Below are 26,357 nucleotides of genomic sequence, written 5' to 3'. Positions count from 1 at the left end.
CCTACAAGCGCACGGCACTCCGGCACACGAGCGCCCGGAGTGCGGACACCGGCGCACGGAAAACGGCCGGACCCGGGTCGGCTGACCCGGATCCGGCCGTTGTGGGCCTGCCGAAACCGTCAGGCGTTCTCGGTCGCCGCCGCGATCCGCTCCTGGCGCAGCGCCTCGTACCACCGGTCGTCGGCCGGCGGCAGCGCGTTGACGTCCAGCGCCAGCTTGATCAGCAGGTCCGCGATGTGCGGGTTGCGGGCCATCACCGGGCCGTGCATGTACGTCCCGAAGACGGTGTCGTTCCAGGCGCCCTCGTAGCCGTCGCCGACGCCGTTGCCGTTGCCGAACCGGACCTTGGCGAACGGCCGGGCGCTCTGGCCCAGGTGCGTGACGCCCTGGTGGTTCTCGAAGCCGGTCAGCGGCGGCAGCCCCAACTTCGGGTCGATGTCGGCCAGTACGTCGCCGACGCACCGGTCGCCCTCGCCGCGGGTGCTCACCACGTCCAGCAGCCCCAGGCCCTGCTGCCGCTCACCGAGGTCGTTGATGAACTCGTGGCCCAGGATCTGGTAGCCGGCGCACACCGAGAAGACGATCGCGCCGTTGGAGACCGCGCGGTCCAGTCCGCCGTCGCGGATCAGCCGCTCGGCGGCCAGCCGCTGCGGCCGGTCCTCGCCGCCGCCGATCAGGTAGATGTCCCCGGAGGTGGGGATCTGCTGGTCGGACCGGACGTCCAGGCGCTGGACGTCCAGGCGGCGCTGGCGCGCCCGCCGCTCCACCACCAGGACGTTGCCCTGGTCGCCGTAGGTGCTCAGCAGGTCCGGGTAGATCCACACCACGCGCAGGCTGTTGTCACTCATGCTCGCTCGTCCTTGTCCGTGTTCTCTGTGGACCGCACTCAGTTGCCCACGCGGCGGCGCAGGTCCTGGAATGCCGTGTAGTTGGCGATGACCTCGATCCGGCCGGCCGGGGCCTGCCCCACCGCCTCGTCGAGGGTCTCGCACACCTGGAAGTCGAGCCCGGCGACCTCCAGGCGCACCGCCAGGTCCAGCTTGCGGTCGCCCAGCACGAAGATCGGGTGCCCGGCCAGCCGGGTGTAGTCCACGTCCCACAGCCAGGAGGTGTCGGTGCCGTCCGCGCCGCGCGCGTTCACCGACATGATCACCGGGGTCGGCGGCCCGTCGATCAGCGAGAAGGTCTCCAGCCAGCCGGCCGGGTTCTTGGCCAGCAGCAGGCGCAGTTCCCGCTCCTGGAAGGTGACCACGTCGTAGCGGCCGGCCACGGCCTGCACCGAGAACATCCGCTCCAGGGCGACCTGCGGCGGCACCCCGAAGGCGGCCGCGACCGCGGCGGAGGTGGTGGCGTTGGCCTTGTTGGCGCGGCCCGGCAGCTGCAGCTTGATCGGCCAGGCGCTGCCGTGCGGGTCCAGGACGTGGTCGCCGGAGAGCGCCCAGCTGGGCATCGGCCGGCGGAAGCCGCACTCGGCGCAGAACCAGTCGTCGCCGGGTCGCTGCATCACACCGCCGCAGGACGGGCACGACCAGGCGTCGTCCTTCCACTCCTGCCCGGCGGCGACCCACACCACGTTGGCGGACGCCGAGGCCGCCCACACGATCAGCGGGTCGTCGGCGTTGGCGATGATCAGGGCCTTGGAACCGGACAGGCCCTCGCGCCAGCGCTCGGCCAGCATCCGGGTCTCGGCCGCCCGGTCGAGCTGGTCCCGGGAGAGGTTCAGTAGCGCTATGGCCTTGGGGGTGACGTCCCGGGCCACCGTGGCCAGGTACTTCTCGTCCACCTCGATGACGCCGAACTTGGCGTCCGAGCCGCCCGCCAGCGCCGAGGTGATCCCCGCGGGCATGTTCGCGCCCAGCGCATTGGAGACGACCGGGCCGCTGGCCCGCAGTGCCTCGGCGATCAGCCGGGTGGTGGTGGTCTTGCCGTTGGTGGCGGACACCAGGACCACGTCCAGGTGCCTGGCCAGCGAGGCCAGCAGGTCGGGGTCGAGCTTGAGCGCCACCCGGCCGCCGATCACCGATCCGCTGCCGCGGCCCGCCGCGCGCGACACCGCTGCTGCGGCCTTGCCGGCCGTCACGGCCAGTTTGGCCCGCGGCGACAGCGGCTCCGTGTTGCCTGCCATGGTCCTAGATCCTCCTTGCATCCGGCGCACTCCTGCCCTGGGGCTGCCGGGAGAACGCGCCTCCTCCAGCGGTCGCCGACCGGCCGGAGGCTTCGGTCGGGGATCAGCCTATCGAGATCCGGCGGCCGGCCCGAACTCCGCCACCTGTGTGACGCGATCCGGAATGCCCGGCCCGTACCCTGGGCCCATGCGCCACCGCACCATCCCGGGCAGCTCCGGCCGCCCCCGCCCGCTGCGCCTGTACGGCGATCCGGTCCTCTCCCGCCCCTGTGTGGACGTCACCGTCTTCGACGGTGAACTGGCCACGCTGGTCGAGGACATGTACGCGACAATGTACGCCGCCAACGGCGTGGGCCTGGCCGCCAACCAGATCGGCGTCCCGCTGCGGGTGTTCGTCTACGACTGCCCCGACGACGAGGACCGTCGGCACCTGGGGCACATCGTCAACCCCCGGCTGGTGGAGGCGGACGGTCCGGTCGTCCGCGGTCCCGAGGGCTGTCTGTCGCTGCCCGGTATCGAGGCGGGCACGCCGCGTCACGATCATGCGATCGTCGAGGGCCTCGACCTCACCGGCGAGCCGGTGACGGTGACCGGCACCGGGTTCTTCGCCCGCTGCCTCCAGCACGAGTGCGACCACCTCGGCGGCGGCCTCTACGTCGACCGGCTCACCGGCCTGCGGCGGCGCCGGGCGCTGCGCGCGGCGGCCCGGGCCCCATGGGCGGCGGCGGGCGAGGAGCGGGCGGCGGCACCGGCCTGACGCCGCCCGCGACCCCTCAGAACCCGGGGCCGTCCGCCAGGTCCTTGACGGTGGCCAGCTGGCCCCACAGCAGGTCGGTGAGGTGGCGCACCAACTGCTCGCGGGGGCACGGGCGTTCGCGCAGCCACCAGTCGCCGGCCGCGTGCATCATGCCGACGATGCCGTGCCCCCACACCCGGGCCCGCTCCTCGCTGTCCGGCCCCAGGTCGAGCCGTTCGGAGATGACCTTGGCCAGCTCCTCGCCGAGCCGGCGCAGCAGGGGGGCGGAGTGCCGGCCGACGTCGAAGCCGGACTCCGCGGGGTGGTCCTCGTCCGCCGGGTGCATCAGGAAGCGGTAGACCTGCGGCCGGGCCTCGATGGCGGCGAGATAGGCGTCGAGGGTGGCCTCGACCCGCTCCCGGCGCAGCATCTGGGCGTCCAGCGCGGCCCGGAGGTTGGCCAGCAGGGCGTCGGTGTGCCGGACGGCCAGGGCGCGGTAGAGACCGCCCTTGTCGCCGAAGTGCCGGTAGAGGATCGGCTTGGTGATCCCGGCCTCGGCGGCGATCGCGTTCATCGACGCTTCCGGGCCGTCGCGCAGCACGATGCGTTCGGCGGCCTCCAGCAGTTCCCGTCGTCTGCGCTCGGTCGCGGTCTGCTGCCGGTCGGCGCCGTCCGCGGCGGCCTGTTGTGCGCCGGCCCGGCCCGTGCCGTTCTGTCCGGTGCTGTCGATGCTGTCCATGGTCGTGCTCCCCACCCTTGTGAATCCGTGGTGCTCGCGCAACGTAACACCCGGACTCGGCGACCCCGAACTCCGCGGCGAATTCGGCTCCTGAGAGGAGTTGACATCCATTACCGACGGGTAACAGACTCTGGTTACCGGAAGTAACGGCTGGCCGTACGCACCACTGGAGGGGACATGGCCGAGTTCACCATGGAACTCAACGACGAGCAGAAGGAAGTCCGTGACTGGATTCACGGCTTCGCCGCGGACGTCATGCGCCCCGCCGCCGCCGAGTGGGACGAGCGCGAGGAGACCCCCTGGCCCGTGATCCAGGAGGCCGCCAAGATCGGCCTGTACTCCCTCGACTTCTACGCCCAGCAGTTCTTCGACCCCACCGGCCTCGGCATCCCCATGACCATGGAGGAGCTGTTCTGGGGCGACGCCGGCATCGCGCTGTCCATCGTCGGAACCGGCCTGGCCGCCGTCGGCGTGCTGGCCAACGGCACCGAGGAGCAGATCGGCACCTGGGTCCCGCAGATGTACGGCGACGCGCACGACGTCAAGGTCGCCGCCTTCTGTTCCTCCGAGCCGGACGCCGGGTCCGACGTCGCCTCGATGCGCACCCGCGCCGTCTACGACGAGGCCAAGGACGAGTGGGTGCTCAACGGCACCAAGACCTGGGCGACCAACGGCGGCATCGCAGGCGTCCACGTGGTGGTCGCCGTCGTGGACCCGGAGCTGGGCTCCAAGGGCCACGCCTCCTTCATCGTCCCGCCGAACACCCCCGGCCTCTCCCAGGGCCAGAAGTTCAAGAAGCACGGCATCCGCGCCTCGCACACCGCCGAGGTGGTGCTGGAGAACGTCCGGGTCCCCGGCCACTGCCTGCTCGGCGGCAAGGACAAGCTCGACGAGCGGCTGGCCCGCGCCCGCGAACGCGCCAAGGGCGGCATGGGGGTCCCCCCGGCCGGAGGCTGGGGGAGTGTGAAGAACGCCGCGATGGCCACCTTCGAGGCGTCCCGCCCGGCCGTCGGCGCGATGGCCGTCGGCACCGCCCGCGCGGCGTACGAGGAGGCCCTGGAGTACGCCAGGACCCGCGAGCAGTTCGGCCGCCCGATCATCGACAACCAGGGCGTGGCCTTCCAACTGGCCGACATGCGCACCCAGATCGACGCGGCCCGCCTCCTGGTGTGGCGTGCCTCCTGGATGGCGGTCACGGGCAAGAAGTTCGAGAGCGCCGAAGGCTCGATGTCGAAGCTCTTCGCCAGCGAGACCGCCAAGAAGGTGACCGCCCAGGCGATCCAGATCCTCGGCGGCAACGGCTTCACCCGCGAGTACCCGGTAGAGCGGATGCACCGCGACGCGGCGATCTACACCATCTTCGAGGGCACCAGCGAGATCCAGCGACTGGTCATCGCCCGCACGCTGTCGGGGATGCCGATCCGCTAGGGCGGAGCTCCTGTTGAGGGCCGGCAGACTCCCTGTGGCGGGTGACCGGGCCCGAAACCTGGCCGCCGGCTGGACCTTCCCAAGAAGTCCAGCCAGCGGCCCAGCGTTTCGACTGCGGGGCGTGCGGAGCCCCGCGGCCTGGCCTTATGAGGTCGTGAGGGTCTCGGTTTGGACTGTGTAGCGGAGAGTGGGCCGCGGTGTCATCGCCTGCTGTTCCCCGCCTTTGCCTTCCCTGTTCTCCGAGCATCCGCACTTCTGTGCGTCGCCGCCCTTGTCTCCGTTGCTTGCGCTTTCCTCTGAGGGGCTGGCCTCCGGCTTCTGGGCTTCTGGCCGCTGAGCCTCTCGGCCTCTGCCCTTGTCTTCGTCACCGCCCTTGCTTTCCTTGCTTTCCTTGGGGAAGTCGGCGCGGTTGTCGCAGCCCATGTCCGAGCCCATCTTGGTGCTCTGGGCACCCGGGGAGCCCTCGCCGTTGAGCAGGTTTCCTCCCAGACCGTTCGCGATCCCGACCTGGCCGAGGACGTCGACGTTCGAGTCGTGCGACCTGCACTGGCTGCCCTGCTTGATGTCGAGGTCGGTGCCGCCCTTCTCGCCGTGGGCGTAGGCGGTGCCGGCGCCGAGGAAGCCGAAGCTGCCGAGGGCGACGGCCAGGACGGCAGTCTTCTGAAGCTTGCGCATTTCTTCTCCGGTGGTCGACGGATGCAATCCGTGATATAGCCACTTCGTACAGTCACAAGAGGTTAATACGGGATATGCCGCAGGTGTTCGGCGGCGCGCCGGATTCAGGGCCGCTGCGAACGGGTGGCTGTATTACTGCAGTTGCGGGCCCTCCGCCTCAACGGCCCAATATGAAGTTAAGTGTTGATCATTTGAGACGACCCGCTCACGAAGCCGCCGCGGCAACTGGAGTCCCACAGCAAGTGATCCGACAGCGGGCGAAGCGCGGCAAGATCCGCCGCTTCTCCGCCAAGAACCGGCTCACCGGAAACGGGCGCGAGTAAAAGACCATGTACGCGCTCCCCGAAATCCAGCAGCGGGCCCGCGCCTATCGGGCAACCCCGCGGCGCGGCATACGTACCGCCGCCTGAATTCCTCGCGGCGGCTGTGGCATGGCAGTCGAGAGTGGCAGCTCGGCCGGTCCACGTTGGGGCACATTGCCAACAACGTCCGGCTCGGACTCGGGTCCGAGCCGATGCGGAACCACGTTCACGTCATCAGGCTCGCCCACGACTGCGACCGGCTCCTCCGCCAGCATGAAGACCGTGAGGAACTCTGAGTTCACGGCGCAGAGGCCCCACACGCCGCTACTTGCTGAAGTAGGCGGGCTGGCGTCTGGTCACCCCCAGCTGCCCGTTCGCTCCAACCGCCAACGGGTGATGATGAGCGAGCCGGATCGATCCCGGCGATAGACGGACCCGTTGTACACCTCGTAGAAGTCGCCATCGCTGTTTCCCTTGACGACGGCGTCTTCGTGAGGGATCTTCCGCATGGCCTTCATCTTGCGTGTGTCGATGCCGGTGTTGAACCTGAGTCGGCCTTCGCCCGGGTATCCACCGCCGATCGCGACACTGCGCGCGCACTCGGAAAGGAAGGAGTCGAATTCCTCGATCCAAGCCCGCAGCATCTCAGCCCTCGGGCGCATGCCCGCCCAGTGTGTGGTGTCATCTTGGCCCTCCGCGAGAAGGTCCTGCTCACTGCCTCGCCAAACGGGCGCCTTCATGAGCCACTTGTGACAGACCTTCGTGGCTTCCGCCAGACGTGCCTCGTAGTCGTTCATGCGCCGAGTCTGAGCCACCGGCTCACGGCATGGAACCAGAGGTATGAGAACGGCCCGTTTTCGAGGTCGCGTGGCTGTCCAGCGGATCTTGTGCGTTTTAGGCTGCCCGGGCGGGGCCTGTGCTCCGTGCTCGCTCGTAGTGGCTAGAACAGGGGCTCATCGTGACAACTTCCTTCATCAGTTTCTCCCTGTTCGCCCTGGTGGTGACGATGGCTCCAGGCCCGGACACACTCTTGGTACTGCGTAATTGCATGCGCGGCGGCCGTCTCCCGGGCGTCTCGACCGCGCTCGGTGCGGCGGCAGGCTCGCTCGCCTGGGCGGTCGTGGCCGCCGTCGGGTTGGCTGCGGTTCTGCAGCGGTGGGACATGGCCTTCACCGTGGTCCGTCTGGCTGGCGCCGCGTACCTGGTGTTCCTGGGTGTGCAGAGTCTGTGGGCATACCGTCGTGGCGCAACGGGCCGACCGGAGATGCCCGGGGAGTCGCCGGGGCTCACCCCGGCCGCCGGGCGGGCTTTCCGTCAAGGGTTGTTGAGCTGCCTACTCAACCCCAAGGTGGGAATCTTCTTCGTGTCGGTGGTCCCACAGTTCCTCCCCAACGGCCATGGGACGTTCGCTGCGACGCTGACCTTCGGTGTCATCGATGCCGGTATCGCTGCTGGGTGGTTGATGCTGGTCACGGTGTTCGCAGCCCGCATGCTGACGTGGCTGCGTCGTCCGCGCGTGAACACGGCGATGGAGCGAACCGCCGCCGGCGGTCTGGTGGTTCTGGGCATTGGCACTGCCGCCGAATCGGTCTAGACATGCGCGGAGCCCGTCAGTTCCGGAGCCATACCCGGATCGCCGCGACAGCTGTAGGCGCTGACGTCCTCCACCGTGCGCGCCAGGCGGACATCAGCGGGCGCACTCGCAACCCTGAGCAACACCCAAGGAACCCGGCAGAACCCAGCAGAACCCGGCGGAACCTGGCGGAAATCACAAGGAATGCGGAGCTCGGGACGGCGATGCGGCACGTTGCGTCGAGCGGATGCACCGCGACGCGGCGATCTACGCCATCTTCGAGGGCACCAGCGAGATCCAGCGGCTGATCACCGCCCGCACGCTGTCGGGGATGCCGATCCGCTAGGGCAGAGCCCCTGCAAGCCGCGCACAGACCGGTATCGCGCCGGACGGGCCCCACTCCCTCGGGAGCGGGGCCCAATCGCGTCATGCGGATCCTCGATTCCCCGGACAGCGTCACCGGCGATTCCCTGGACAGCGTCACATGCGAGTCCCTGGGCAGCAGCGGTACCTGCGAGGAAAGACCCGTCACGCCGGGCACGGGCCGGATGTCAGAGCGTTCCACGGCCCTGATCGACCTCTCCGGCAGTTCCCGGCGGGCCGTTCACGCGCTCACCGTAGGGTCCCCACCGGTCCCCACCGGTTCCTACCGGTTCCCACCGGTTCCCATCGGAATGCCCTCAGGATGTCGGTAGTGGGTCTTGGCCCAACATGCGCTGTCCGTTGTCCGCAGAGAGGCGCACCGCGTCGAATCCGTATCCGGTCATTGCGGATTCGTACGCGGCAATCGTCTCGACGAGGGGTCTGCCGTCGGCTGCCTGCTCCAGCGCAGCGGCGAGAATTCCGGCGTCGCGCAAGGCGGTGTTCGCGCCGATCCCACCCGCGGGGCTCATTGCGTGTACCGCATCTCCGAGCAAGGTGATGCGGGTTGGCCGCCAGGCAGGAATGGGCACGCTGGTGCGCAGAGCCAGTGGAAAGACGCTTTCGGGCAGCCAGTGTTCGATGATCCGGCGGACATCCGGGTGCCACGCCTCCATCAGGCGCAATGTCGCGCTGCGCAGTTCGGCCCCGGACATGGCCTGCAACTGGGCGTCGCCGAAGGGCAGGAGTTCCCGGCGGGAGCCGAACGAAACGGTCATGTAGTCCGCCGTGTCGTTCAGCGCTGCCGTGGGCGCAAGCCGGCGGGCCGCCAATCGAGGCGGCTCGGGGAATTCCACCGGGGCGACGCCGATGAATTGCTTCGCGGGTCCGATCACCGGCGTGAACACAGCGAACATCTCCGGCGGGAACAGGGCTCTGGTCTCCTTGGTGAGCGGGACTTTCCCGTACAGCTGCCGCAGGCCGGTGTCCACCACCCGAGCGTGCGGCAGATACTGCCGACGCACAGGGGAATTCACTCCGTCCGCGGCCACGATCACATCGCCGCGCGCCTCGGTCCCGTCGTCGAAGCACGCTACAGCGCCGCCGTCCGTTCCGACGCGGTAGTGGGTGAACCGCTTGCCGAATGCGACGGCGTCCGCCACTCCGGTGAGCAGGATCTGCCGCAGTGTCAGCCGGTCGACCGCGAGATGCGTACCGCCGTCCCCCTCCAACTCGGCCAACTGACGCAACTGCTCGTCGAATACGGGGGTGCGGGACAGCGGAACGCCTGCCGTGGCCCGGAACAACTGGTAGAGCTCGGGCGGGAGCGCATCCCTGAGCGAGTCGTCCCCGTGGGTGTCGATATGGATTCGATAGCCTTGGCCGCGGGATATCAAAGAGGCATCCCGTTCGTACACGCAGAAGTCGATGCCTCTGCGGCGCAGGCCCTGCGCGAGGCAGAGCCCACCCAGCCCTGCGCCGACGATGATCACATGTGGATACGGCATGCCGACCGTTCCTTCCTCGTATCGTGACAGAGAAAGGAACACGCAGGTCACATACGGCAGTTGCAGACCCGCTCGGGGACTGACTGCACATGCGGTGTTCGGTGCCGTGAAGCGCTGTCCGGACTAACCCATACCGGACCGTGTCTTCGCGCGTCCTCGGAGTTCAGGCTACAAGCCCGGCGCGCGAACTTCCATCCACTCGGGGACTGACCACATTTCCACCACGGCCTGGCCGCGACAGCTCTGTCCACCAGCACGTCCGGCGGGCCGTAGCGGCTGTATCGCGCCGCCTGCATCGTCGTGGGCAGAGTTGTGGTCAATGGAGCCTCGTTTTCCCGTGGATGGGGACTGTCGGGCCGTCCCTCCTACACGTCGCCTGCGTGAGACGGGCCGACAGGCGTCAACTCGCCCACCCTGTCCCGGTCCCGGCCGAGACAACCGGCGGGGATTGTCGCAGCGGCGGCACCCGGGAGTGACCGGGACGTGCACATCACCCATCGATGCGCCACAGCGTCGATCTCTTTCTGCGCCTCCGGGACGGCGACCTGCGCCCCTATGGTGCAACTGAGCAACTTTCTTCTCATGTAAGGGTGTTACATGTCGATCGCACGCAGATCCCTCCTGACCGGATCGACGGCGGCTGTGGCTGCCGGCGCCCTCGGCACCGCGGGGAGCGCCGAGGCCGCCGGCCCGGCGCGGCCCGGTCCGGACCCCCTGCTCGCGCGTACCCCGGGCCGCCTCGGCGTACCCGGTGTCACCGGCCTGCACCTCCAGTTCGGGGCCGACCCCGCCACCGAGATGACGGTCTCCTGGATCAGCCCCTGCTCCGTACGCCGCCCGCAGGTGCGCCTCGGCACCCATGACGGAGGCACCGGCAACGTGGTCGACGCCGAGACCCGCACCTACCGCGACGGACTGAGCCACGAGGAGGTGTACGTCCACCACGCCCGCCTCACCGGACTGCGGCCGGACACCACCTACCTGTACTCGGCCGGGCACGACGGCACCGCCCCGGAGACCGGTGCGTTCACCACGGCGCCGCGCGGGCGTACCGCTTTCACGTTCACCAGCTTCGGCGACCAGGGCGCGCCCAATCTGCGCCGGGTCGTCACCTGGCCGGCGGGCGGCGCCCCGTCACCCTCAGGGCGCTTCCCGCTCTACACCAGCAGCCAGGCCGGCAGCCCTGCCGCCGCAGACATCGTGGCCGCGGTGGAACGCGTCGGACCGTTGTTCAACCTGGTCAACGGCGACCTGTGCTACGCCTCCGCGGCCGGCCTCTTCGGCCAGAACCGGGTTGCGACCTGGGCGGACTGGTTCATCGGCAACAGCCGGTCGACGCGGCTGCGCCCGTGGATGCCGTGCGTCGGCAACGGCGAGAACGAGAAGGGCAACGGCCCCCTGGGGCTGACCGGCTACCAGACCTACTTCACCCTGCCCGGTCCGACGGGCACCGACCCCGAGACCCGGGGCCTGTGGTACGCGTTCACGGTCGGCGCGGTCCGCTTCATCAGCCTGGCCAACGACGACGTGGCGATCCAGGACACCGGCGACACCTATGTGCGCGGCTACTCCGGCGGGGCGCAACGGCAATGGCTGGAACGGGAGTTGAAGGCCGCACGCGGCAACGCGGGCATCGACTGGATCGTCGTCTTCATGCACCACCCGATGATCTCCAGCAGCCGCAGTGGTAGCGGCAGCGACGTCGGCATCCGCGCGGCATGGGGCCCGCTCTTCGACGCGTACGGGGTCGATCTGGTGCTGTGCGGCCACGAGCACTACTACGAGCGCTCGCTGCCGGTCCGCGGCGCGATGCCGAACGAGGCCCGCACGCCGGTCCCGGTGTCCACCAGGACCGATGTCGCCGACACCGCCAAGGGCACGGTCCACATGATCATCGGTGGTGGCGGGAACTTCGCCACCACCCAGGACGACCTGTTCCAGGAGCCCAAGGGGCGCGTCGTGGTCGACCTGGCCAAGGAGACCGAGGGCCGCCACCGCAAGGCGATCTTCGTCACCGAGGACGCCCCCTGGCGCGCCGTCCAGGACCGCGTCCACACCCACGGCTTCGCCGCCTTCGACGTCGACCCGGGAGACCAACGCACCGGCCGCACCCGCATCCACGTCACCTACTACACCTTCGACGGCCCCTACGGCGACCTGACCCCCGTGGACACCTTCACCCTGGAGCGCCCCCGCAGGGACGCCCGCCCCTGACCAACGACGCCTTCCGGTACGGGAGGTGACGCGGCCGCGGCGGAGCTGGACGCCGGCGGTTGAGCGGGCCACGGCTCCTTCCGTGACACACATCCGAACGGGACGCCTCTAATCCCGATGCGCGCCACTACTGCCGTTGCGCAGCTGTGTTGCCAGTCGGGCTGCCGCTACGAGTGCGCCGGGCCCGAAGAGCACGAGCCACAGAGTGATCATGTCGGTCCCTCCTGCGGCGAAGCAGGTGATCAGGCATACCTCTGCCAGGAGGACCGCGATGAACCACCACAGCCGTGCGGTGTGCGACTCGTGCGCGAAGGGGGGCAAGGAAGCCAGTGCACCGCCGTAGGCGCTGATGGCCACCAGGCTTACTACTGGGCCCATGAGCAAGGCGAGCAAGAGGATGCCCAGGGAAATCGCGGCGATGGTCCAGCCGAGATTCTTCAGGGAGCCTCGCGCTCCCATGGCCGTGACGGCACTCCCCAGTCCGAGAAATGTTATGACGCTCAGTATCAATTCTTCTTCCGGTCGTTTTTGGGTTCATGCTTGATTGACATGAAGGGGTGCCTGGTCCTTCCGCGAGAAATGCGGAAGGACCAGGCGGGTGGATCTCGTACCGTCGGTCGTCGAGGGCGTGGGCGAACCAGAAGTGGCTGGTGTAGCCGGTGCCCGGTTGCTGGAAGTCGACCTCGCGGAGTCGGTGGCGAGGCTGAGGCGGGGAGTGCCGCTGTTCTTCTTGGCTGGGAGCAGCCGGGTCGGGAGACCGGGGTGTCGTCCGGGACATCATCGACGACCAGACCATTGCCGGGAATGCCGTTGGTGGTGCAGCTGGGCGGGTAGGCGATGCCGTCGGCCTCTTCCTTGTACGTATCGTTAGACCGGAGCAGTTCGTTGCCACAGCTGCCATTGTCGCAGTCCTTCCACTTAGCCGGTTTGCTCCATCAGCACTTCAGGTCGCCGCTGGTGCATGCGCTCAGCCCCCGTTCGTTCTTGTCATCGGGTCCGACCTTGCTGGGGTCGCACTCGTTGTCTGCTGTGCAAAACAGTCTCTCCGGCGGTCTGACTGCTTTGCGCGTGGGGTTGGTGGTCCACCAGGCAGCCCGAAAGCCGTGCACCAAACCGGCGTCCCACTTGTCGCCGTTGGTGGTCAGGTCGTCCTTGTGGGTCTGGTTCCACTTGTCGGCGAGGATGTTGGCGCCGGTGGCGCTGTTGGCGGTGTAGTTCAGGGCCGCGGCCTCGTAGTTCAGGGCCGCGGCCTCCTGCTGCAGTTTGGTCATCAGCGGCTCGTCCGGCTTGTCCTTGCCCGAGACGCGCATTCCATTGGGCACGGTGGTGTGGAGATGTCTGGGCCGCGAAGGCGAGCGGACGTTGGTGGTCGCGCAGCGGCCATCTGGATCTGCGGCACGGCCGCCGAAGAAGCCAACGGCTCCCCAGCGGCCGCAGCCGCCCAGGAGGTAGTCCTTCACGCGATGCGGCAGGTCGCAGAGTCCGGGCCATGATGGTGCGCGTTCGGTGTTACTCCGCGCCGGCCGGATCCGGGGCCGTGGGGGTGGTGGAAGTCGCCGCTGTCCTTGCGTCGTTGTGGGGCGCATTGGCTACCGGTACCACCTGGCGCACAGTCACCAGGGCGGCGAGTGCGATCGCTGCCGCGACGGCGGGAACGGCTGCCGGTCCGGCCGTGGAAAGGGTCACGCCGCCGAGCGCGCCGGCGACGGCGACGCCGAGGAACTGGGCGGAGAAATGCAGGCCGAGTGCCTGGGAGCGCTGCTCGGGGGCGAGGCCGGCCAGGCGCGTCTGCTGGCTGATGCCGCCCGACCACCAGACCATGCCGAAGGTGAACAGGAGGGGGAAAGCGGTGATTCGCGCCACCGTGTGCATGTGCGCGACGGTCAAGAGGGTCAGTACCGCGAGGAGGGCGGAGACCAGCAGCAGTGCCGCGCGCAGGACGCTCGCCAGCGCATGCCGTGCGAGGACTGAGCCGATGAGGCGGCCGCCAGTGAATCCGCCCGCGCCGAACACGATCATCAGGGCGGCCACGCCGGTGCTGCCCAGGCCGGTGGAGCGTTGCACGATGGGGGAGAGGTACGTGTACATGGTGTAGGCGGCCAGGAACAGGCCAATCGTGGTGACCAGGCCCCAGCGGACGGCGCCGCGGTGGAGCAGGTTGAGCCGTCCGGCCGTGGCGACCGCGGTACTTGGGATGTCCGGAAGCCACGCGGCGAGGGAGCCGGCGGTGACCAGGGCGAGGGCCGTGACGAAGCCGAAGGAGGCCCGCCAGCCCAGGGCCGCGCCGACAACCGTGCCAAGGGGAGCTCCGAGGGTGAGGGCGATCGCGTTGCCGCCGGCCGTGACGGCGATCGCGCGGGGCAGTTCCTCGGGTTTGCTCAGCGCCGCGGCGGCAGCGGCGGCGGGTGCGGTGAAGAGGGCGGCACCCAGCGCGGCGAGGACGCGGGCCACGGCCAGGGTGGCGAGATCGGGGGCGAGGCCGGCCAGCACATTGGCGACGGCGAAGCCGACGGCCGCCCAGATGAGGAGCTTCTTGGGCGGCACGTGCTGAAACCGGCCGATCAGGGGCGGGCCCGCCAAGGCATAGACGACGGCGAACACCGTGACCATCTGCCCGCACATCGACACCGTCGAGTGGAGGTCGTGCGCGACGTCGGGGAGAACCCCGGCGATCACGTAACCCTCGGTTCCGACCGTGAAGGTGCCAAGGGCCAGGAGGTAGATCCTTGGATTCATGGTCTAACGGTACAAGAGTCGTTGAACCTTTGGAAGGAGGATTCGTGGCAGTAGGGTCGTAGGCATGCGCGACAGGTTTCACGCCGAACTGGCCAACGTCAGCCTCGCCCAGGCAATGCACGGGCTCAGCGACCCGCTGCGTCTGGGGATCGTCGCCCTACTCGCCGAGCGCGGCGAGACCGAATGCTCGGTGATCTACAACGACCTCGGCATCAGTAAGTCGAATGCCTCGCACCACTTCCGCGTCCTGCGCGAGTGCGGACTGATCTGGCGCAGTCACCAGGGACAGCAACAGAGCGCCCGGCTGCGCGCCGACGAGTTCGAGGAGCGGTTCCCGGGACTGTTGCATGCCGTGATCCGCAACATGGGTGTCGGTGAGCCCGCGTCCGGGCAGCAGCGCGAGGGGAATGAGTGCGAGGGCGATGAGCCCGAGGGCGCGCCGACTTCGAGCTGACCGGGCTGGTCATTGGCCATTGGTCACTGGTGGCGCTTCCTGAGCGTGCCGTCCGCCCATCGACTGCCGCAGACCACCTGCTCGGTGTGCCACGCCAGCCCCGATCCCGAGTGCGCACCGCCCCTGCCGGATCCCATCGGATCCCACCTGAGCGTGACTGGACCGCATGTACCTCATCGGCATGATCGATGACCTCGGGTGAGACCACTCCGGATGGCCTCGATCGAGAACGCGAACAGCATGAGAACGCGAACAGTGAAGGCCCGGTGGGAGCCACCGGGCCTTCACATGTGAGTAGCGGGGACAGGATTTGAACCTGCGACCTCTGGGTTATGAGCCCAGCGAGCTACCGAGCTGCTCCACCCCGCGTCGGCAAAAGGAACTCTACGGCACTTCCCCGGATCGGCCGAATCGACCTCCGCCCCGGCCCATCGGCGAGCTCTTCGGGCCGCCGCATCGGCCTCGGAGCCGACCGTTGAGCAGCAGGCCATCCGTACGGCGCCGCGCCAGTCGGCCGCCAGGCGTGCCGGGCCGAGGAGTAGGAGCGAGGGTCGTCTTCGCGCACGGCGCATCTCCGGGTGAGGGTTCAAGTCAGGGACGTCGTGAGAGGTCGAGCCGGGGCAGCCCGTGCACGCTCAGCCTCTGGAGTTCTCGTCAATGGCAGGCATGGCTTCCCCGCCTGGATGCCACTTGTCGAGGAAGGCGGTCTGCCGACTGACGTCGACGAGCTCGATGCGGGCCCCGATGCTGTCCATGTGGTGATAGGCGAACGGTCGACCGTAGGGGCAGCCCGAGAAGTCCACAGGCATGCCTTCCTCCTCCAGGTGCCGGGATCCTTGCCCGACATCGCTGGACCAGAAGCCCATGTGATCGAACCTGGCGCCTTGCGACGCGTCCCAAGGACTTCCTGTGGGGCCGGTGATGAGTTCAATGAACGGTGGCCCGCCCGTGCTGAAGGCGATGCGGTAGTCCCACTCGCCCATCCGATCGGACACCGGGTCACTCCACTCGACCCCGGCCGAACGCTGAAAGTCCCGCATCGCCTGCTCGATGTCGGGGACCACGAAACACACATGGTAGAAGCCAGTCATCCACCCATGATCGAACACGTCGGCGCAGAGTCCCAGCAGTTAAGAACCAGGCTCGGTCGACGCGCACATCCATGCAGCTCCGGCCTGAATGGACCGGCTCGTGCAGCTTCGTGCAACTTCCTGGCGCCCTCATCACCCAGCCCGTCAAGCTGGCTCCCCGTATCGACTCACCGAAGACAGGGGGGTGCACAACCATGGGAGCGGACAGCGCGGCGATGGACGAGGAGTATCTCGACGAGATGGGTGAAAGCTCCGGGGGCCAAGCTGCACCCGGGTGGCTGGTTGGGTGAGGCCGAGAGGTCCGGGGTGCCTTCCCCGCTCCATTGGGCCGCGGGCCCTGGCGGCTGCTCCTCAACACCCCTTCCACGAAGGAGACTTGTGGACGTCGGCAGCGGACGTCGACTGTCGATGCTGCCGCGTAGAGATTGGGTCGGGCGACACCGGGAGCGACAGTCCAGCGAGTGCCGATTTCCGACGAGTGCCTTGCCTTCGGCAGGATGGGTGCCATGACTGAGATCCGCACCCCCCGCCTCCTGCTCCGTCGCTGGCACGACGACGACCTCGTGCCCATGGCCGACATCAACGCAGACCCTCGGGCCATGCGCTGGGTCGACGACGGCTCGGTGCGCGACCTGGACCACACGGCAGAGGCGATCGAGCGGTGGGAGGAGGAGTGGGATGAGGAGGGCTTCGGGCTCTTCGCCGTCGAGCTGCTGGCCTCAGGGGAACTGGCCGGCTTCACGGGGCTGTACGTGCCCGAGTTCCTGCCGGAGGTAGGGCCCGCCGTGGCGATCAGCTGGCGGCTCGGCTCACAGTTCTGGGGCCAGGGATACGCGTCCGAAGCCGCCCAGGCCACGCTGGAGTTCGCGCTCCAGGACCGCGGCCTTGACCGCGTCATCAGCATCAGTCGGGTGGGGGACACTGCCTCCGAGAACGTCATCAACAAGCTCGGCATGGTGCTGGAGCGCGAGACGACCCACCCGGTGTACGGCTTTCCGCTGCGCGTTCACGCCATTGACCTCACCGAGTACCAGGCGTGAACCAGCCGAGCCCTCGGATCGTCACGGGACAGCCGACTGCTGTCCGTACGTCCTCGGCTGCATCGGTCGCCACGGAGTAGGACGCCCGGATGTAAGGCACTGCACGGGGTTCAGGAACCTGCCTGCCGTCGGCAATCGCCTCAGTGCTGTCCTGGACGTTGACCGTCAGGCCAGGTCGATCATCAGGATCGGTCTTCGGAGGGTGCTTCTGATCCGGACGCCAAGCCTTCGGCGGGGGCGCGCATCGTGCATCGCCGCCCCGTCCCGCGAGGCCGGGCGGGCTCGACGGCAAGCGCTCCGGGGGGCTCTCTCTTCCCGGTGTGTGCGGGCTTCCTTTCGTGAGGGATGGTGCGCTTCGTCCTCGTGGATTCCTGGACGGCGGGTTCTTTTGTTGAGGGGGAGGGATTTGGGAGATGGTCTTGTGCCTCCAATCCTGAGCGACATCCATGGAACGCGGTGGATCGCGGCGGGAATCACGGTGGAGGCGCAGTTCCCTGCGGCAGCTCTGGGGTCGTGTGGGAGATCCGGTGGCTGGTCATCGCCCGGACGCTGGCGGGGGTGCCGATTCGCTGACGGGGGCCTGAGAGGTCCGCTCAATTCGATGTGGCACGGACGGCTTCGCCCTTTGCTGGGGCGGTGCCTTCTGTGCCGAGAAGAGGACCGATATTCGAGTCGGTGGGGGAGAGCAGCGATGCCGCCGCCGGGTTGTCGCGGCGCATCTTAAGCGGGATGGCGTCGGCCTGCTGCGAATCGCCGGGGGGCCGAACCGCCGAGCGGGTGAAACGGGGCGTGATGGCCGGGAATTGGTGGCATGGATTCCACGTCCCAGCGACCCCGACGATATTTCGGAGCTCAGCATGCGTATGCGTACCGCCCTCACCACCGCAGCCCTGTGTTCGGCCGCCCTCCTCGGCCCCGTCGGCACCGCCGTCGCCGACGACGACTACACGGGCGGCGTGATGAACACCGCCACCATGAACTTCCAGGACGTGAACAACGACGGTGCCGGCTACCGCTGGGCCTTCGGTGACGAGGACTCGGAGAAGGGCAAGCACGGCAAGGAAGGCGCGGGGGGCAAGGAAGGCGGTATGGGCGGCAAAGAAGGCGGCAAGGAAGGCGGCAAGGAAGGCGGCAAGGGGGGCAAGGAAAGCGGTATGGGCGGCAAGGAAGGAATGGGTGGCAAGGAAGGCAAGGTGGTGAATGGTCCGGAGGAGGACAACTAACCTTCCCCGTACATCCCCGCCCCTCCTTCGGCGCGCACGCCGAAGGAGGGGCGGGGTCTTTCCTGCCCGGCCGCCGTCCGGAATTGCGGCATGGCGACGTAGGCTCGGATTGTGCATTCGGGTTGGGTGCCGGAATGCGGGGAGCGGGGCGCGCGTGGCGGGGATCACCCGGAGGGCGGGGTGGCGATTTCCCGATCGGGGTGGCGGGAACGGGCGCTCGTACGGGTGAGGGGCGCCGCGGTCGGCGTAACGGCGGGGAATTCCCACGTCGCCATTGCGGACGATCCCCGCGCGCGAGATATCGCGCGGAAGAATCCTCGGAAGTGATGACTCCGGAAGCGATGTCTTTGGAAGGGCGTCTTCGGAAGAGGCACTTCGGAAGCGGGGCCTTCGGAAGATGCACCGTCGGTGGTGGAGCCGTCGGTGGTGGTGGTCGGAGGGCGGGGTCGGGCGGGTGCTCCGACCCGGCCTCCGCGGTGGGGTCAGTCCCGGCCGTCGCGCGGGGCGAAGTGCAGCAACCGGTCGGCCTCCCGCTGGGTCTCCTGCGCGGCGCGGCGGCTCTCGGCGACCACATCGCCGTGTTTCGAGACCAGGCTCTCGTAGATCGGTGAACCGCTCGCAGGGGCGGGCGCGGGTACGGGGACGGGGGCGGGCATCGGTGACTCTCCTGAAAATCGATCGGGCAGACGGCGGCAGCCGGACAATGGGTGCGCGCCGCCGGCGCCCGACTACCCAATCATGTCGAGCCCATTCCCTGCTCTCTATGTGATCAGTTCCACGTCCAGCTGGTGAGACGGCGGTGCCTGAGCGCCGGTCAGGATTCCCGGGCCACCGAACCGTCCGTCACCGGTTCCGCGTTGCGCCGGGTCTTGGCCCAGCCGTTGCGACCCCGGAGCATCCGCACGAACCCACGGGCCGACACCACGAAGGGGTGGTAGGCGTACAGCCACAGGGCGGCGCCCCACAGGAGGGCCGTCAGCCGGGACGCCTCCAGCGCGTGGTCGCGACGGTAGACCGGGCTCCACAGCAGGAACGGGCCGATGGCCAGCACCGCCAGGATCGGCGCCAGCGGCCACAGCGTCAGCGCGCCGAAACCGCCGAGCACCAGCAGTGCCAGGGGCAGCCCCATCGTCACCAGGTGAGCCACCGGCTGGCCGAAGGTGTAGAGCGTCTCCAGACGCCCCGGCCGCTGTAGTGGCGGGAGGAGACGATGCGCGGGGCGTAGCGGACGCACTGGAGGTTGCCCTGGGCCCAGCGGGTGCGCTGGGTCAACAGCCGGCGGAGGTGCGGCAGGCCCTCCTGGGGGACCCAGGTGTCGGCGAGGTGGGTGACCCGGAAGCCGGCCAGGATCATGTGCAGGCCCAGCTCGTAGTCCTCCAACAGGGCGCCCCGCTTCCAGGGGCGGCGCTCGGTGGCGGCGATCCGGTCGAGGGCGGACAGCCGGGTGAACTGGCCGTTGCCGCCCAGCCCGACCGAGCCGGTGCGCACCCGCACCAGCTGCATCCCCGCGTTGGACACCGCGAACTCCATGTCCTGGACCTGGACCGGCAGACGGGCCAGGGCGTTGGCGACCCGGCCGCGGTCGGGCAGCGGACGCTCCTCGCCGACATTGCGCATCCGCACGCCCACCTGTACCCCGCCGACCTCCGGATCGGCGAACCCGGCCGCTCCGGACACCGCCGCGAGGGCTCCGGGGCCCAGGCGCCCGTCGGCGTCGACCACGCAGACCACCACCGCCGATCGGTTGGTGTCCGCCGGCAGGAACTCCGCGAGCTGGTCGTAGGCGGCGTTCAGGGCGTCACCCTTGCCGGTGCGGGCCTGCGGGCGCACCCGGCGGACGAGGTGCACCCGGCGGTCGTCCTCGGCGAGCGCGGCGACGATGTGCCCGGTCCGGTCGGGGCGTTGGGGGCCCGGACGAAGCCGGAGAAGATCTCCTCACGGTGCGACTCGGGCACGCCGATGCCGGTGTCCGCCACCACGATGCGCCAGGTGTCGCCGTCCGCCGCGGCACCGACCTCGACCTCCCCGCCGGACGGGGTGAACTTGGCCGCGTTCTCCAGGAGGTTGTCGAGCGCCTGCGCCAGCCGGTGCTCGTCCCCGTGCAGCGCGGGGCCCGGCGCGCAGCGCAGCACGGTGAACACGCCGGCCGCCGTCAGTGTGGGCATCCGGTCCCGCACCGCGTGCTCGACCAGCCGGGCCACGTCCACCGTGCCGAACTTCCAGCCGGCGCCGCGGCTCGCGCAGCACGGCGGTCTCCAGCAGCGCGGCGATGACGGACGCCATCCGCTCGGCGTTGCGGCGGATCGTGGCGAGGAACTCCCGCTGCTCGGCGCCGAGCGGGCCGCAGGCCGGGTCGGCGAGCAGGTCGCGGAAGCTGAGGACGGAGGTCAGCGGGGTCCGCAGGTTGTGCGAGGCGGAGGCGAGGAACTCGTTGCGCCGGCGGGCGAGTTCGGCGAGTGCCGCGTTGTCGCGGTGCAGCGCGTGCTCGCGGTGTTTGCCCTCGGCGGTCCACGGCGAGCCGAAGGGCCGCCCGTCCGCGTCGTAGAGCGGGGCCGTCTCGCGCCGGATGATCCGGCCGTCGGCGAGCGGGAACTCGGCGGCGCGGTGCACGCGGCGCGCCGCGAGCGCGGTGGTGCGCGCGGCGCGCCGGGTCCGGGGGCACCGCGAAGGCGGGCCGCCGTATGCCGCGTACCGGGCGTTCGCCTGGTGCGCGCTTCTTCCGTGCTCCGGGCCGAGCTCCGGGTCGTCCTCCGGGCCGTGCTCCGGCCCGTCCTCCGACTGCCGTCGCAGCGCGATCGCCTCTTGACGGGTCGAACGTCTCGCTCTACGTTCCTTCCATAAAGCAAAACATTAATTCCATGATGCGGAATTAAGCTCCGGCCTCTTCGGTCGGTGATGCCCGTGACAGGTCGACGCAGGAGTACTCGATGCCTCGAATGACAGCCGCCCGCGCTGCGGTGGAGATCCTCAAGCGCGAGGGCGTGACCAACGCCTTCGGAGTGCCCGGCGCGGCGATCAACCCCTTCTACGCGGCGCTCAAGGCCGCGGGCGGGATCGACCACACGCTGGCCCGCCACGTTGAGGGCGCCTCGCACATGGCCGAGGGCTACACCCGGACCCACCCGGGCAACATCGGCGTCTGCATCGGCACGTCGGGCCCGGCCGGCACGGACATGATCACCGGCCTGTACTCCGCCACCGGCGACTCCATCCCGATCCTCTGCATCACCGGCCAGGCGCCCACCGCGGTGATCCAGAAGGAGGACTTCCAGGCCGTCGACATCGCCGCGATCGCCAAGCCGGTCGCCAAGGCCGCGACCACGGTCATGGAGGCCGCCCAGGTCCCCGGCGTCTTCCAGCAGGCGTTCCACCTGATGCGCTCCGGCCGCCCCGGCCCGGTCCTGATCGACCTGCCCATCGACGTCCAGCTCACCGAGATCGACTTCGACCCGGAGCTGTACGAGCCGCTGCCTGCCTTCAAGCCGGCCGCGACCCGCGCCCAGATCGAGAAGGCGATTACCCTCCTCAACGAGTCCGAGCGCCCGCTGATCGTCGCCGGCGGTGGCATCATCAACGCCGACGCGTCCGACCTGCTGGTCGAGTTCGCCGAACTGACCGGCACCCCGGTCATCCCGACCCTGATGGGCTGGGGCATCGTCCCCGACGACCACGAGCTGAACGCGGGCATGGTCGGCCTGCAGACCTCGCACCGCTACGGCAACGCGAACTTCCTGGAGTCCGACTTCGTCCTCGGCATCGGCAACCGCTGGGCCAACCGCCACACCGGCAAGCTGGACCTGTACACCAAGGGCCGGAAGTTCGTCCACGTCGACGTCGAGCCGACCCAGATCGGCAAGATCTTCGCGCCGGACTACGGCATCGCCTCGGACGCCAAGGCCGCCCTGGAGCTGTTCGTCGAGGTGGCCAAGGAGCTCAAGGCCGCCGGCAAGCTGCCCGACCGCAGTGACTGGGCCGCCTCCACCCAGGAGCGCAAGGCCCAACTCCAGCGCCGTACGCACTTCGACGACATCCCGATGAAGCCGCAGCGCGTCTACGAGGAGATGAACAAGGCGTTCGGCCCGGAGACCCGCTACGTCACCACCATCGGCCTTTCCCAGATCGCCGGCGCGCAGATGCTGCACGTCTACAAGCCGCGCCACTGGATCAACTGCGGACAGGCCGGCCCGCTCGGCTGGACCATCCCGGCCGCCCTGGGCGTCGCCAAGGCCGACCCGGAGACCCCCGTCGTCGCGCTGTCCGGCGACTACGACTTCCAGTTCATGATCGAGGAGCTGGCGGTCGGCGCCCAGCACAAGATCCCCTACGTCCATGTCCTGGTGAACAACGCCTACCTGGGCCTGATCCGCCAGGCGCAGCGCAACTTCGACATCAACTTCCAGGTCAACCTGGAGTTCGAGAACATCAACTCGCCGGAGCTGGGCGTCTACGGCGTGGACCACGTCAAGGTCGCCGAGGGCCTGGGCTGCAAGGCCATCCGGGTCACCGACCCCAGCCAGCTGGGCGCCGCCTTCGAGGAGGCCAAGAAGCTGGCCGCCGAGCACCGTGTCCCGGTCGTCGTCGAGGCGATCCTGGAGCGGATCACCAACATCTCCATGGCCGCCGCGGAGATCGACAAGGTCAACGAGTGGGAAGAGGTCGCGACCGAGCCCGGCCACGCGCCCACCGCGATCAAGCCGCTCAAGGTCTGACGGGCGGAGCCGGTTTCCGGACCCGTTCCGGGCCGACCCGGTCCGGATGCCGGGCGCGGCTTGACCGCCGTGCCCGGCCTCCGCAACATCCCGTAAAGCAAAAACAGAAATCCGCTATCCGGAAGGAGTGCCGGGCCTTATGGGTTTCACGGACACGCGCTTCAACGTCAATCTGTCGATCCTGTTCACCGAGCTTCCGTTGTTGGAGCGGCCGGCGGCCGCGCGGGCGGCGGGTTTCACCGCGGTGGAGCTGTGGTGGCCGTGGGTGGACGCCCCGACCCCGGAGCGGTCCGAGCTGGACGCGCTGGGCGATGCGCTGCGTGATGCCGGGACGCAGTTGACGGGTCTGAACTTCTACGCCGGGCAGTTGCCGGGTCCGGATCGTGGTGCGCTGTCGGTTCCGGGGGTGGAGTCGGAGAGGTTCCGGGCGAACGTGCCGGTGGCGATCGCGTTCGCCGCGTCGCTGGGCTGCACCACCTTCAACGCCCTGTACGGCAACCGCGTCGAGGGCACCACGCCTGAGGAGCAGGATGCTCTTGCGCTGGAGAACCTGGCCTTCGCGGCGCGGGCGGTGGGCGAGGTGGACGGCACGCTGCTGATCGAGGCGCTCAACGCGCCGGAGTCGCCGGCGTGTCCGATCGTCTCGGCACCCAAGGCGATCGAGGTGGTCGACGCGGTCAACGCCGCCACCGGGTTGGACAACGCACGGTTCCTGATGGACCTGTACCACCTGTCGATGAACGGCGAGGACCTCGCGGAGGTCATCGACCACTACACGCCCAAGACCGCACACGTGCAGATCGCCGACAACCCCGGCCGCGGCGCGCCCGGCACCGGCTCGCTCCCACTGGAGGAGTTGCTCGGCCGTCTGAAGAAGGCCGGCTACGACGGCTACGTCGGCCTGGAATACAAGCCGGGCGACCGCCCGAGCACCGAGTCCTTCACCTGGCTCCCCGCGGCCCTGCGCGCCGCCCACTGACCCCTTTTCGGTCCGCCGGCGTACGCGTCCCCTTAGTTCTGAGTGTGAAAGAGGCTTCTCAATGAGCAACCTGCCGAAGATTGCGTGGATCGGGCTGGGCATCATGGGTTCGCCCATGGCCGAGAATCTGATCAAGGCCGGCTACGCGGTGACCGGTTACACCCTGGAAGCCGACAAGCTGGAGCGCCTGGCCGCGGCCGGCGGCACCGCCGCCACCGACATCGCCGCGGCCGTCGCCGACGCCGACGTCATCATCACGATGGTCCCGGCCTCCCCGCACGTCGAGGCCATCGCCTACGGCCCCGACGGCATCCTGGCGAACGCCAAGTCCGGCGCGCTGCTGATCGACATGTCCTCGATCACCCCGCAGACCTCCATCGACCTGGCCAAGAACGCCGCCGAGAAGGGCATCCGGGTCCTGGACGCCCCCGTCTCCGGCGGCGAGGCCGGCGCCATCGAGGCCGTCCTGTCGATCATGGTCGGTGGCCAGCAGGCCGACTTCGACGCCGCCAAGCCGATCCTGGAAGCCCTGGGCAAGACCATCGTGCTGTGCGGCCCGCACGGCGCCGGCCAGACCGTCAAGGCCGCCAACCAGCTCATCGTCGCCGTCAACATCCAAGCCTGCGCCGAAGCCGTGGTCTTCCTGGAGAAGTCCGGCGTCGACCTGCCCGCCGCCCTCGACGTCCTGGCCGGCGGCCTGGCCGGCTCCACCGTCCTGGCCCGCAAGAAGGACAACTTCGCCCACCGCGACTTCAAGCCCGGCTTCCGCATCGACCTGCACCACAAGGACATGGGCATCGTCACCGACGCCGCCCGCACCGTCGGCGCCGCCCTGCCCGTCGGCTCCGTCGTCGCCTCCCTCGTGGCCTCCCTGCGCGCCCAGGGCGACGGCGGCCTGGACCACTCCGCCCTCCTCCGCGGCGTCGAACGCCTCTCCGGATACGACCTCAAGGACTGAACCCGGGTCCGGATCCAGGTCTGTAGCCAGGTCCGCATCCAGGGCTGAACCAAGCGCTGGAGCAAAGGCTGAAGCAGGGGCTGGGGCAAGGGCCGACCCGTTCCGCGGTCCCGGACCGCGACGGGCCACGGACGACCGGCGCCGCGACCGCCGCACTGCGGTCGCGGCGCCGGTGCCTTGAAGAGGGCCGTCGCACGCCGAACGGCCGGGCCGGGCCGTCCGCGAGCCGCCTCGCCTCAACGCCGCGCCGGCGGCGCCCCGTTCGTGCCGCCCGCGATCGGCCCCAGGAGCGCCGGGAGCCGGGCCGGGCCGCGCATGAGCCGGGTCCGTCGCCAACTGACCCCGTCGGGGCCGTCGGAGGCGTCCCTGCCGTCCGCGGCGGGTCGCAGTGCGGGGAAGCGGGCGAGCAGTACCGCGAAGGCGATCCGGGCCTCGGCCCGGGCCAGCGGCGCGCCCAGGCAGTGGTGCGGCCCGTGCCCGAAGGACACATGGCCGCCCGGGGCCGGGCGGTCCAGCCGTACCGCGTCCGGCTCGTCGAACCGCGCAGGGTCGCGGTTGGCGCCGCCGGGCGAGACCATGACCACGTCCCCCGCCCCGATGCGGGCGCCGCCGAGGTCGAACGGCTCGGTGGCGTAACGGAAGGTCGCCAGCGTCACCGGCGCGTCGAACCGCAGGAACTCCTCCACCGCGGCGGGCAGCAGCCCCGCGTCGTCCCGCAGGCGGGCGCGCAGCGCGTCGTCGCGGAGCAGGGCCAGCAGGCCGTTGCCGATCAGATTGGCCGTGGTCTCGTGCCCGGCGACCACCAACAGCACGGCCAGCGAGACGAGTTCGGGCTCGCTGAGCCGGTCGCCGGCGTCCCGGGCGGCGATCAAGCCGCTCAGCACGTCGTCCCCGGGCGCCGCGCGCCGCGCCGCGATCAACTCGGCCAGGTACCCGGCCAGGGCGTGCGAGGCCCGGTCGGCGGTGTCCGGATCCGCCGCCGCGAACAGGTCGTCGGACCACCGGCGCACCGCGGCCCGGTCCGGGTCCGGCACCGCCAACAGCTCGCAGATCACCGTGATCGGCAGCGGCGCCGCGAACCCCTCGACCAGATCGACGGGGCCGCCGCCCGCCGCCTGCGCGGCCCCGGCCAGCGCCGCGGCCAGCCCCTCCGCGATCTCCCGGATACGGGGCTCCAGCCGGCTCACCGCCGCGGGGGTGAAGGCCGTCATGGCCAGTTTCCGCAGCCGGCCGTGGTCCGGCGGGTCGGTGGCCAGCATGCTCCGGCTGACGGCCGGTGCCAGATCGCGTCCGGAGGGCCGGTCCGCGAAGTACCGTGCGGTGTCCTTCGACAGCCGTCGGTCGGCCAGCGCCGCGCGTGCCTCCGCCCAGCCGGTCACCACCCACGTCGTGCGGTCCTTGCCGGTCCGCACCCGCTGCACCGGGCCGCCCGCCCGGAGCGCGGCGAGCAGCGGGTAGGGGTTGCGGGAGAACTCGGCCGACTCCATGGGGTTGTTCACTGCCACCC

25 protein-coding genes, 1 tRNA gene and 2 pseudogenes are annotated in these 26,357 nt (G+C 69.5%); 11 read left to right on the top strand and 17 right to left on the bottom strand.

Annotated elements, in window-relative coordinates:
* Positions 1-119: 119 nt before the first annotated feature.
* Together MOV08_RS05685 and MOV08_RS05680 are read right to left on the bottom strand one after the other, a co-directional pair.
* Positions 120-848, bottom strand: a complete 729-nt coding sequence (locus tag MOV08_RS05685; protein ID WP_039629914.1) for a type 1 glutamine amidotransferase — start codon at positions 846-848, stop codon at positions 120-122.
* 38 nt (positions 849-886) lie between these two features.
* Positions 887-2,125, bottom strand: coding sequence for a MurT ligase domain-containing protein (locus tag MOV08_RS05680; RefSeq protein WP_039629912.1), 1,239 nt, complete (start codon positions 2,123-2,125; stop codon positions 887-889).
* A 187-nt stretch (positions 2,126-2,312) separates the two neighbouring features.
* Here MOV08_RS05680 and def point away from each other — a divergent pair, with 187 nt between their 5' ends.
* Complete coding sequence (gene def / locus MOV08_RS05675) at positions 2,313-2,882, top strand: peptide deformylase (protein WP_275306581.1); 570 nt, start codon at positions 2,313-2,315, stop codon at positions 2,880-2,882.
* A gap of 16 nt (positions 2,883-2,898) precedes the next feature.
* Here the strand turns inward: def and MOV08_RS05670 are convergent, their stop codons facing one another.
* Positions 2,899-3,591, bottom strand: coding sequence for a TetR/AcrR family transcriptional regulator (locus tag MOV08_RS05670; RefSeq protein ID WP_420834281.1), 693 nt, complete (start codon positions 3,589-3,591; stop codon positions 2,899-2,901).
* 186 nt (positions 3,592-3,777) lie between these two features.
* Between MOV08_RS05670 and MOV08_RS05665 the strand changes: the two genes are divergently transcribed.
* Positions 3,778-5,028 carry an acyl-CoA dehydrogenase family protein gene (locus MOV08_RS05665; RefSeq protein ID WP_039629906.1) on the top strand — a complete coding sequence of 417 codons (1,251 nt, stop codon included), beginning with the start codon at positions 3,778-3,780 and terminating at the stop codon, positions 5,026-5,028.
* Between the two features lie 144 nt (positions 5,029-5,172).
* On the opposite strand, the gene MOV08_RS05660 is transcribed toward MOV08_RS05665, so the two are convergent.
* Both MOV08_RS05660 and MOV08_RS05655 read right to left on the bottom strand, forming a co-directional pair.
* Complete coding sequence (locus MOV08_RS05660) at positions 5,173-5,703, bottom strand: hypothetical protein (RefSeq protein WP_275306580.1); 531 nt, start codon at positions 5,701-5,703, stop codon at positions 5,173-5,175.
* Positions 5,704-6,361: 658 nt separating this feature from the next.
* A complete protein-coding gene (locus MOV08_RS05655) occupies positions 6,362-6,802 on the bottom strand; it encodes a hypothetical protein (RefSeq protein ID WP_159030782.1) in 441 nt (146 codons plus the stop codon).
* 161 nt (positions 6,803-6,963) lie between these two features.
* On the opposite strand from MOV08_RS05655, the gene MOV08_RS05650 reads away from it, so the two are divergent.
* Both MOV08_RS05650 and MOV08_RS05645 read left to right on the top strand, forming a co-directional pair.
* On the top strand, positions 6,964-7,599 hold the full coding sequence (locus MOV08_RS05650; RefSeq protein ID WP_275306579.1) for a LysE family translocator: 636 nt from the start codon (positions 6,964-6,966) through the stop codon (positions 7,597-7,599).
* A gap of 217 nt (positions 7,600-7,816) precedes the next feature.
* A pseudogene (locus tag MOV08_RS05645) lies at positions 7,817-7,924 on the top strand (acyl-CoA dehydrogenase family protein); the annotation flags it as partial.
* A gap of 334 nt (positions 7,925-8,258) precedes the next feature.
* Here MOV08_RS05645 and MOV08_RS05640 read toward each other — a convergent pair.
* Positions 8,259-9,488 (bottom strand): FAD-dependent oxidoreductase, encoded by a 1,230-nt coding sequence (locus MOV08_RS05640; protein WP_239009952.1) that lies wholly within the window; start codon positions 9,486-9,488, stop codon positions 8,259-8,261.
* 555 nt (positions 9,489-10,043) lie between these two features.
* Here MOV08_RS05640 and MOV08_RS05635 point away from each other — a divergent pair.
* Positions 10,044-11,660: a metallophosphoesterase family protein gene (locus MOV08_RS05635; protein ID WP_275306578.1), complete on the top strand. Its 1,617-nt coding sequence runs from the start codon at positions 10,044-10,046 to the stop codon at positions 11,658-11,660.
* Between the two features lie 108 nt (positions 11,661-11,768).
* Here the strand turns inward: MOV08_RS05635 and MOV08_RS05630 are convergent, their stop codons facing one another.
* The 3 genes from MOV08_RS05630 to MOV08_RS05620 all read right to left on the bottom strand — a co-directional run bounded on the left by MOV08_RS05630 (position 11,769) and on the right by MOV08_RS05620 (position 14,396).
* On the bottom strand, positions 11,769-12,038 hold the full coding sequence (locus tag MOV08_RS05630; protein WP_275306577.1) for a hypothetical protein: 270 nt from the start codon (positions 12,036-12,038) through the stop codon (positions 11,769-11,771).
* A 557-nt stretch (positions 12,039-12,595) separates the two neighbouring features.
* Entirely contained in the window at positions 12,596-13,120 is a 525-nt protein-coding gene (locus tag MOV08_RS05625) for a hypothetical protein (protein ID WP_275306576.1), read from the bottom strand.
* A 49-nt stretch (positions 13,121-13,169) separates the two neighbouring features.
* Positions 13,170-14,396: an MFS transporter gene (locus MOV08_RS05620; protein ID WP_275306575.1), complete on the bottom strand. Its 1,227-nt coding sequence runs from the start codon at positions 14,394-14,396 to the stop codon at positions 13,170-13,172.
* 64 nt (positions 14,397-14,460) lie between these two features.
* Between MOV08_RS05620 and MOV08_RS05615 the strand changes: the two genes are divergently transcribed.
* Positions 14,461-14,850, top strand: a complete 390-nt coding sequence (locus MOV08_RS05615; RefSeq protein WP_078875475.1) for an ArsR/SmtB family transcription factor — start codon at positions 14,461-14,463, stop codon at positions 14,848-14,850.
* A 295-nt stretch (positions 14,851-15,145) separates the two neighbouring features.
* Here the strand turns inward: MOV08_RS05615 and MOV08_RS05610 are convergent.
* Together MOV08_RS05610 and MOV08_RS05605 are read right to left on the bottom strand one after the other, a co-directional pair.
* Positions 15,146-15,219 (bottom strand) — tRNA-Met (locus MOV08_RS05610).
* A gap of 266 nt (positions 15,220-15,485) precedes the next feature.
* Entirely contained in the window at positions 15,486-15,941 is a 456-nt protein-coding gene (locus MOV08_RS05605; RefSeq protein ID WP_275306574.1) for a VOC family protein, read from the bottom strand.
* A 506-nt stretch (positions 15,942-16,447) separates the two neighbouring features.
* Between MOV08_RS05605 and MOV08_RS05600 the strand changes: the two genes are divergently transcribed.
* Both MOV08_RS05600 and MOV08_RS05595 read left to right on the top strand, forming a co-directional pair.
* Positions 16,448-16,981 carry a GNAT family N-acetyltransferase gene (locus tag MOV08_RS05600; protein ID WP_039629887.1) on the top strand — a complete coding sequence of 178 codons (534 nt, stop codon included), beginning with the start codon at positions 16,448-16,450 and terminating at the stop codon, positions 16,979-16,981.
* 863 nt (positions 16,982-17,844) lie between these two features.
* Entirely contained in the window at positions 17,845-18,204 is a 360-nt protein-coding gene (locus MOV08_RS05595; protein WP_275306573.1) for a hypothetical protein, read from the top strand.
* Positions 18,205-18,686: 482 nt separating this feature from the next.
* Here MOV08_RS05595 and MOV08_RS05590 read toward each other — a convergent pair whose 3' ends face one another.
* The 5 genes and pseudogenes from MOV08_RS05590 to MOV08_RS44100 all read right to left on the bottom strand — a co-directional run.
* Positions 18,687-18,860: a hypothetical protein gene (locus MOV08_RS05590; protein ID WP_167739036.1), complete on the bottom strand. Its 174-nt coding sequence runs from the start codon at positions 18,858-18,860 to the stop codon at positions 18,687-18,689.
* 158 nt (positions 18,861-19,018) lie between these two features.
* Positions 19,019-19,333, bottom strand: a complete 315-nt coding sequence (locus tag MOV08_RS05585; protein WP_275306572.1) for a hypothetical protein — start codon at positions 19,331-19,333, stop codon at positions 19,019-19,021.
* Positions 19,334-19,335: 2 nt separating this feature from the next.
* Positions 19,336-20,052: a glycosyltransferase family 2 protein gene (locus MOV08_RS05580; RefSeq protein ID WP_275306571.1), complete on the bottom strand. Its 717-nt coding sequence runs from the start codon at positions 20,050-20,052 to the stop codon at positions 19,336-19,338.
* On the bottom strand, positions 19,995-20,411 hold the full coding sequence (locus tag MOV08_RS05575) for a sensor histidine kinase (protein WP_275306570.1): 417 nt from the start codon (positions 20,409-20,411) through the stop codon (positions 19,995-19,997). Before MOV08_RS05575 ends, MOV08_RS05580 begins: the two co-directional genes overlap by 58 nt.
* 100 nt (positions 20,412-20,511) lie before the next feature.
* Positions 20,512-20,814: pseudogene (locus MOV08_RS44100) on the bottom strand (histidine kinase dimerization/phospho-acceptor domain-containing protein); the annotation flags it as partial.
* A 317-nt stretch (positions 20,815-21,131) separates the two neighbouring features.
* Between MOV08_RS44100 and gcl the strand changes: the two are divergent.
* The 3 genes from gcl to MOV08_RS05560 all read left to right on the top strand — a co-directional run bounded on the left by gcl (position 21,132) and on the right by MOV08_RS05560 (position 24,850).
* Positions 21,132-22,913 (top strand): glyoxylate carboligase, encoded by a 1,782-nt coding sequence (gcl, locus tag MOV08_RS05570; protein ID WP_102925190.1) that lies wholly within the window; start codon positions 21,132-21,134, stop codon positions 22,911-22,913.
* A gap of 139 nt (positions 22,914-23,052) precedes the next feature.
* A complete protein-coding gene (locus MOV08_RS05565; protein WP_275306569.1) occupies positions 23,053-23,892 on the top strand; it encodes a TIM barrel protein in 840 nt (279 codons plus the stop codon).
* 61 nt (positions 23,893-23,953) lie between these two features.
* A complete protein-coding gene (locus MOV08_RS05560; RefSeq protein ID WP_275306568.1) occupies positions 23,954-24,850 on the top strand; it encodes a 2-hydroxy-3-oxopropionate reductase in 897 nt (298 codons plus the stop codon).
* A gap of 236 nt (positions 24,851-25,086) precedes the next feature.
* On the opposite strand, the gene MOV08_RS05555 is transcribed toward MOV08_RS05560, so the two are convergent.
* Positions 25,087-26,349: a cytochrome P450 family protein gene (locus MOV08_RS05555; protein WP_420834129.1), complete on the bottom strand. Its 1,263-nt coding sequence runs from the start codon at positions 26,347-26,349 to the stop codon at positions 25,087-25,089.
* Between the last annotated feature and the right edge of the window lie 8 nt (positions 26,350-26,357).

Origin of the sequence: Streptomyces yunnanensis (assembly GCF_029011865.1) — a bacterium.
Classification (GTDB): domain Bacteria; phylum Actinomycetota; class Actinomycetes; order Streptomycetales; family Streptomycetaceae; genus Streptomyces; species Streptomyces yunnanensis.
The sequence above is the reverse complement of the archived record's forward strand: the minus strand, read 5'-3'. Positions and strand labels throughout refer to the sequence as shown.

Excerpts from the sequence above, each read along its gene's own strand:
- gcl (WP_102925190.1), top strand. The coding sequence starts at position 21,132 with ATGCCTCGAATGACAGCCGCCCGCGCTGCGGTGGAGATCCTCAAGCGC.
- MOV08_RS05665 (WP_039629906.1), top strand. The coding sequence starts at position 3,778 with ATGGCCGAGTTCACCATGGAACTCAACGACGAGCAGAAGGAAGTCCGT.
- MOV08_RS05615 (WP_078875475.1), top strand. The coding sequence starts at position 14,461 with ATGCGCGACAGGTTTCACGCCGAACTGGCCAACGTCAGCCTCGCCCAG.
- MOV08_RS05605 (WP_275306574.1), bottom strand. The coding sequence starts at position 15,941 with ATGACTGGCTTCTACCATGTGTGTTTCGTGGTCCCCGACATCGAGCAG.
- MOV08_RS05630 (WP_275306577.1), bottom strand. The coding sequence starts at position 12,038 with ATGGGCCCAGTAGTAAGCCTGGTGGCCATCAGCGCCTACGGCGGTGCA.
- MOV08_RS05600 (WP_039629887.1), top strand. The coding sequence starts at position 16,448 with ATGACTGAGATCCGCACCCCCCGCCTCCTGCTCCGTCGCTGGCACGAC.
- MOV08_RS05595 (WP_275306573.1), top strand. The coding sequence starts at position 17,845 with ATGCGTACCGCCCTCACCACCGCAGCCCTGTGTTCGGCCGCCCTCCTC.
- MOV08_RS05620 (WP_275306575.1), bottom strand. The coding sequence starts at position 14,396 with ATGAATCCAAGGATCTACCTCCTGGCCCTTGGCACCTTCACGGTCGGA.
- MOV08_RS05635 (WP_275306578.1), top strand. The coding sequence starts at position 10,044 with ATGTCGATCGCACGCAGATCCCTCCTGACCGGATCGACGGCGGCTGTG.
- MOV08_RS05685 (WP_039629914.1), bottom strand. The coding sequence starts at position 848 with ATGAGTGACAACAGCCTGCGCGTGGTGTGGATCTACCCGGACCTGCTG.
- def (WP_275306581.1), top strand. The coding sequence starts at position 2,313 with ATGCGCCACCGCACCATCCCGGGCAGCTCCGGCCGCCCCCGCCCGCTG.
- MOV08_RS05560 (WP_275306568.1), top strand. The coding sequence starts at position 23,954 with ATGAGCAACCTGCCGAAGATTGCGTGGATCGGGCTGGGCATCATGGGT.
- MOV08_RS05660 (WP_275306580.1), bottom strand. The coding sequence starts at position 5,703 with ATGCGCAAGCTTCAGAAGACTGCCGTCCTGGCCGTCGCCCTCGGCAGC.
- MOV08_RS05590 (WP_167739036.1), bottom strand. The coding sequence starts at position 18,860 with ATGCCCGCCCCCGTCCCCGTACCCGCGCCCGCCCCTGCGAGCGGTTCA.
- MOV08_RS05680 (WP_039629912.1), bottom strand. The coding sequence starts at position 2,125 with ATGGCAGGCAACACGGAGCCGCTGTCGCCGCGGGCCAAACTGGCCGTG.
- MOV08_RS05655 (WP_159030782.1), bottom strand. The coding sequence starts at position 6,802 with ATGAACGACTACGAGGCACGTCTGGCGGAAGCCACGAAGGTCTGTCAC.
- MOV08_RS05585 (WP_275306572.1), bottom strand. The coding sequence starts at position 19,333 with ATGGGGCTGCCCCTGGCACTGCTGGTGCTCGGCGGTTTCGGCGCGCTG.
- MOV08_RS05565 (WP_275306569.1), top strand. The coding sequence starts at position 23,053 with ATGGGTTTCACGGACACGCGCTTCAACGTCAATCTGTCGATCCTGTTC.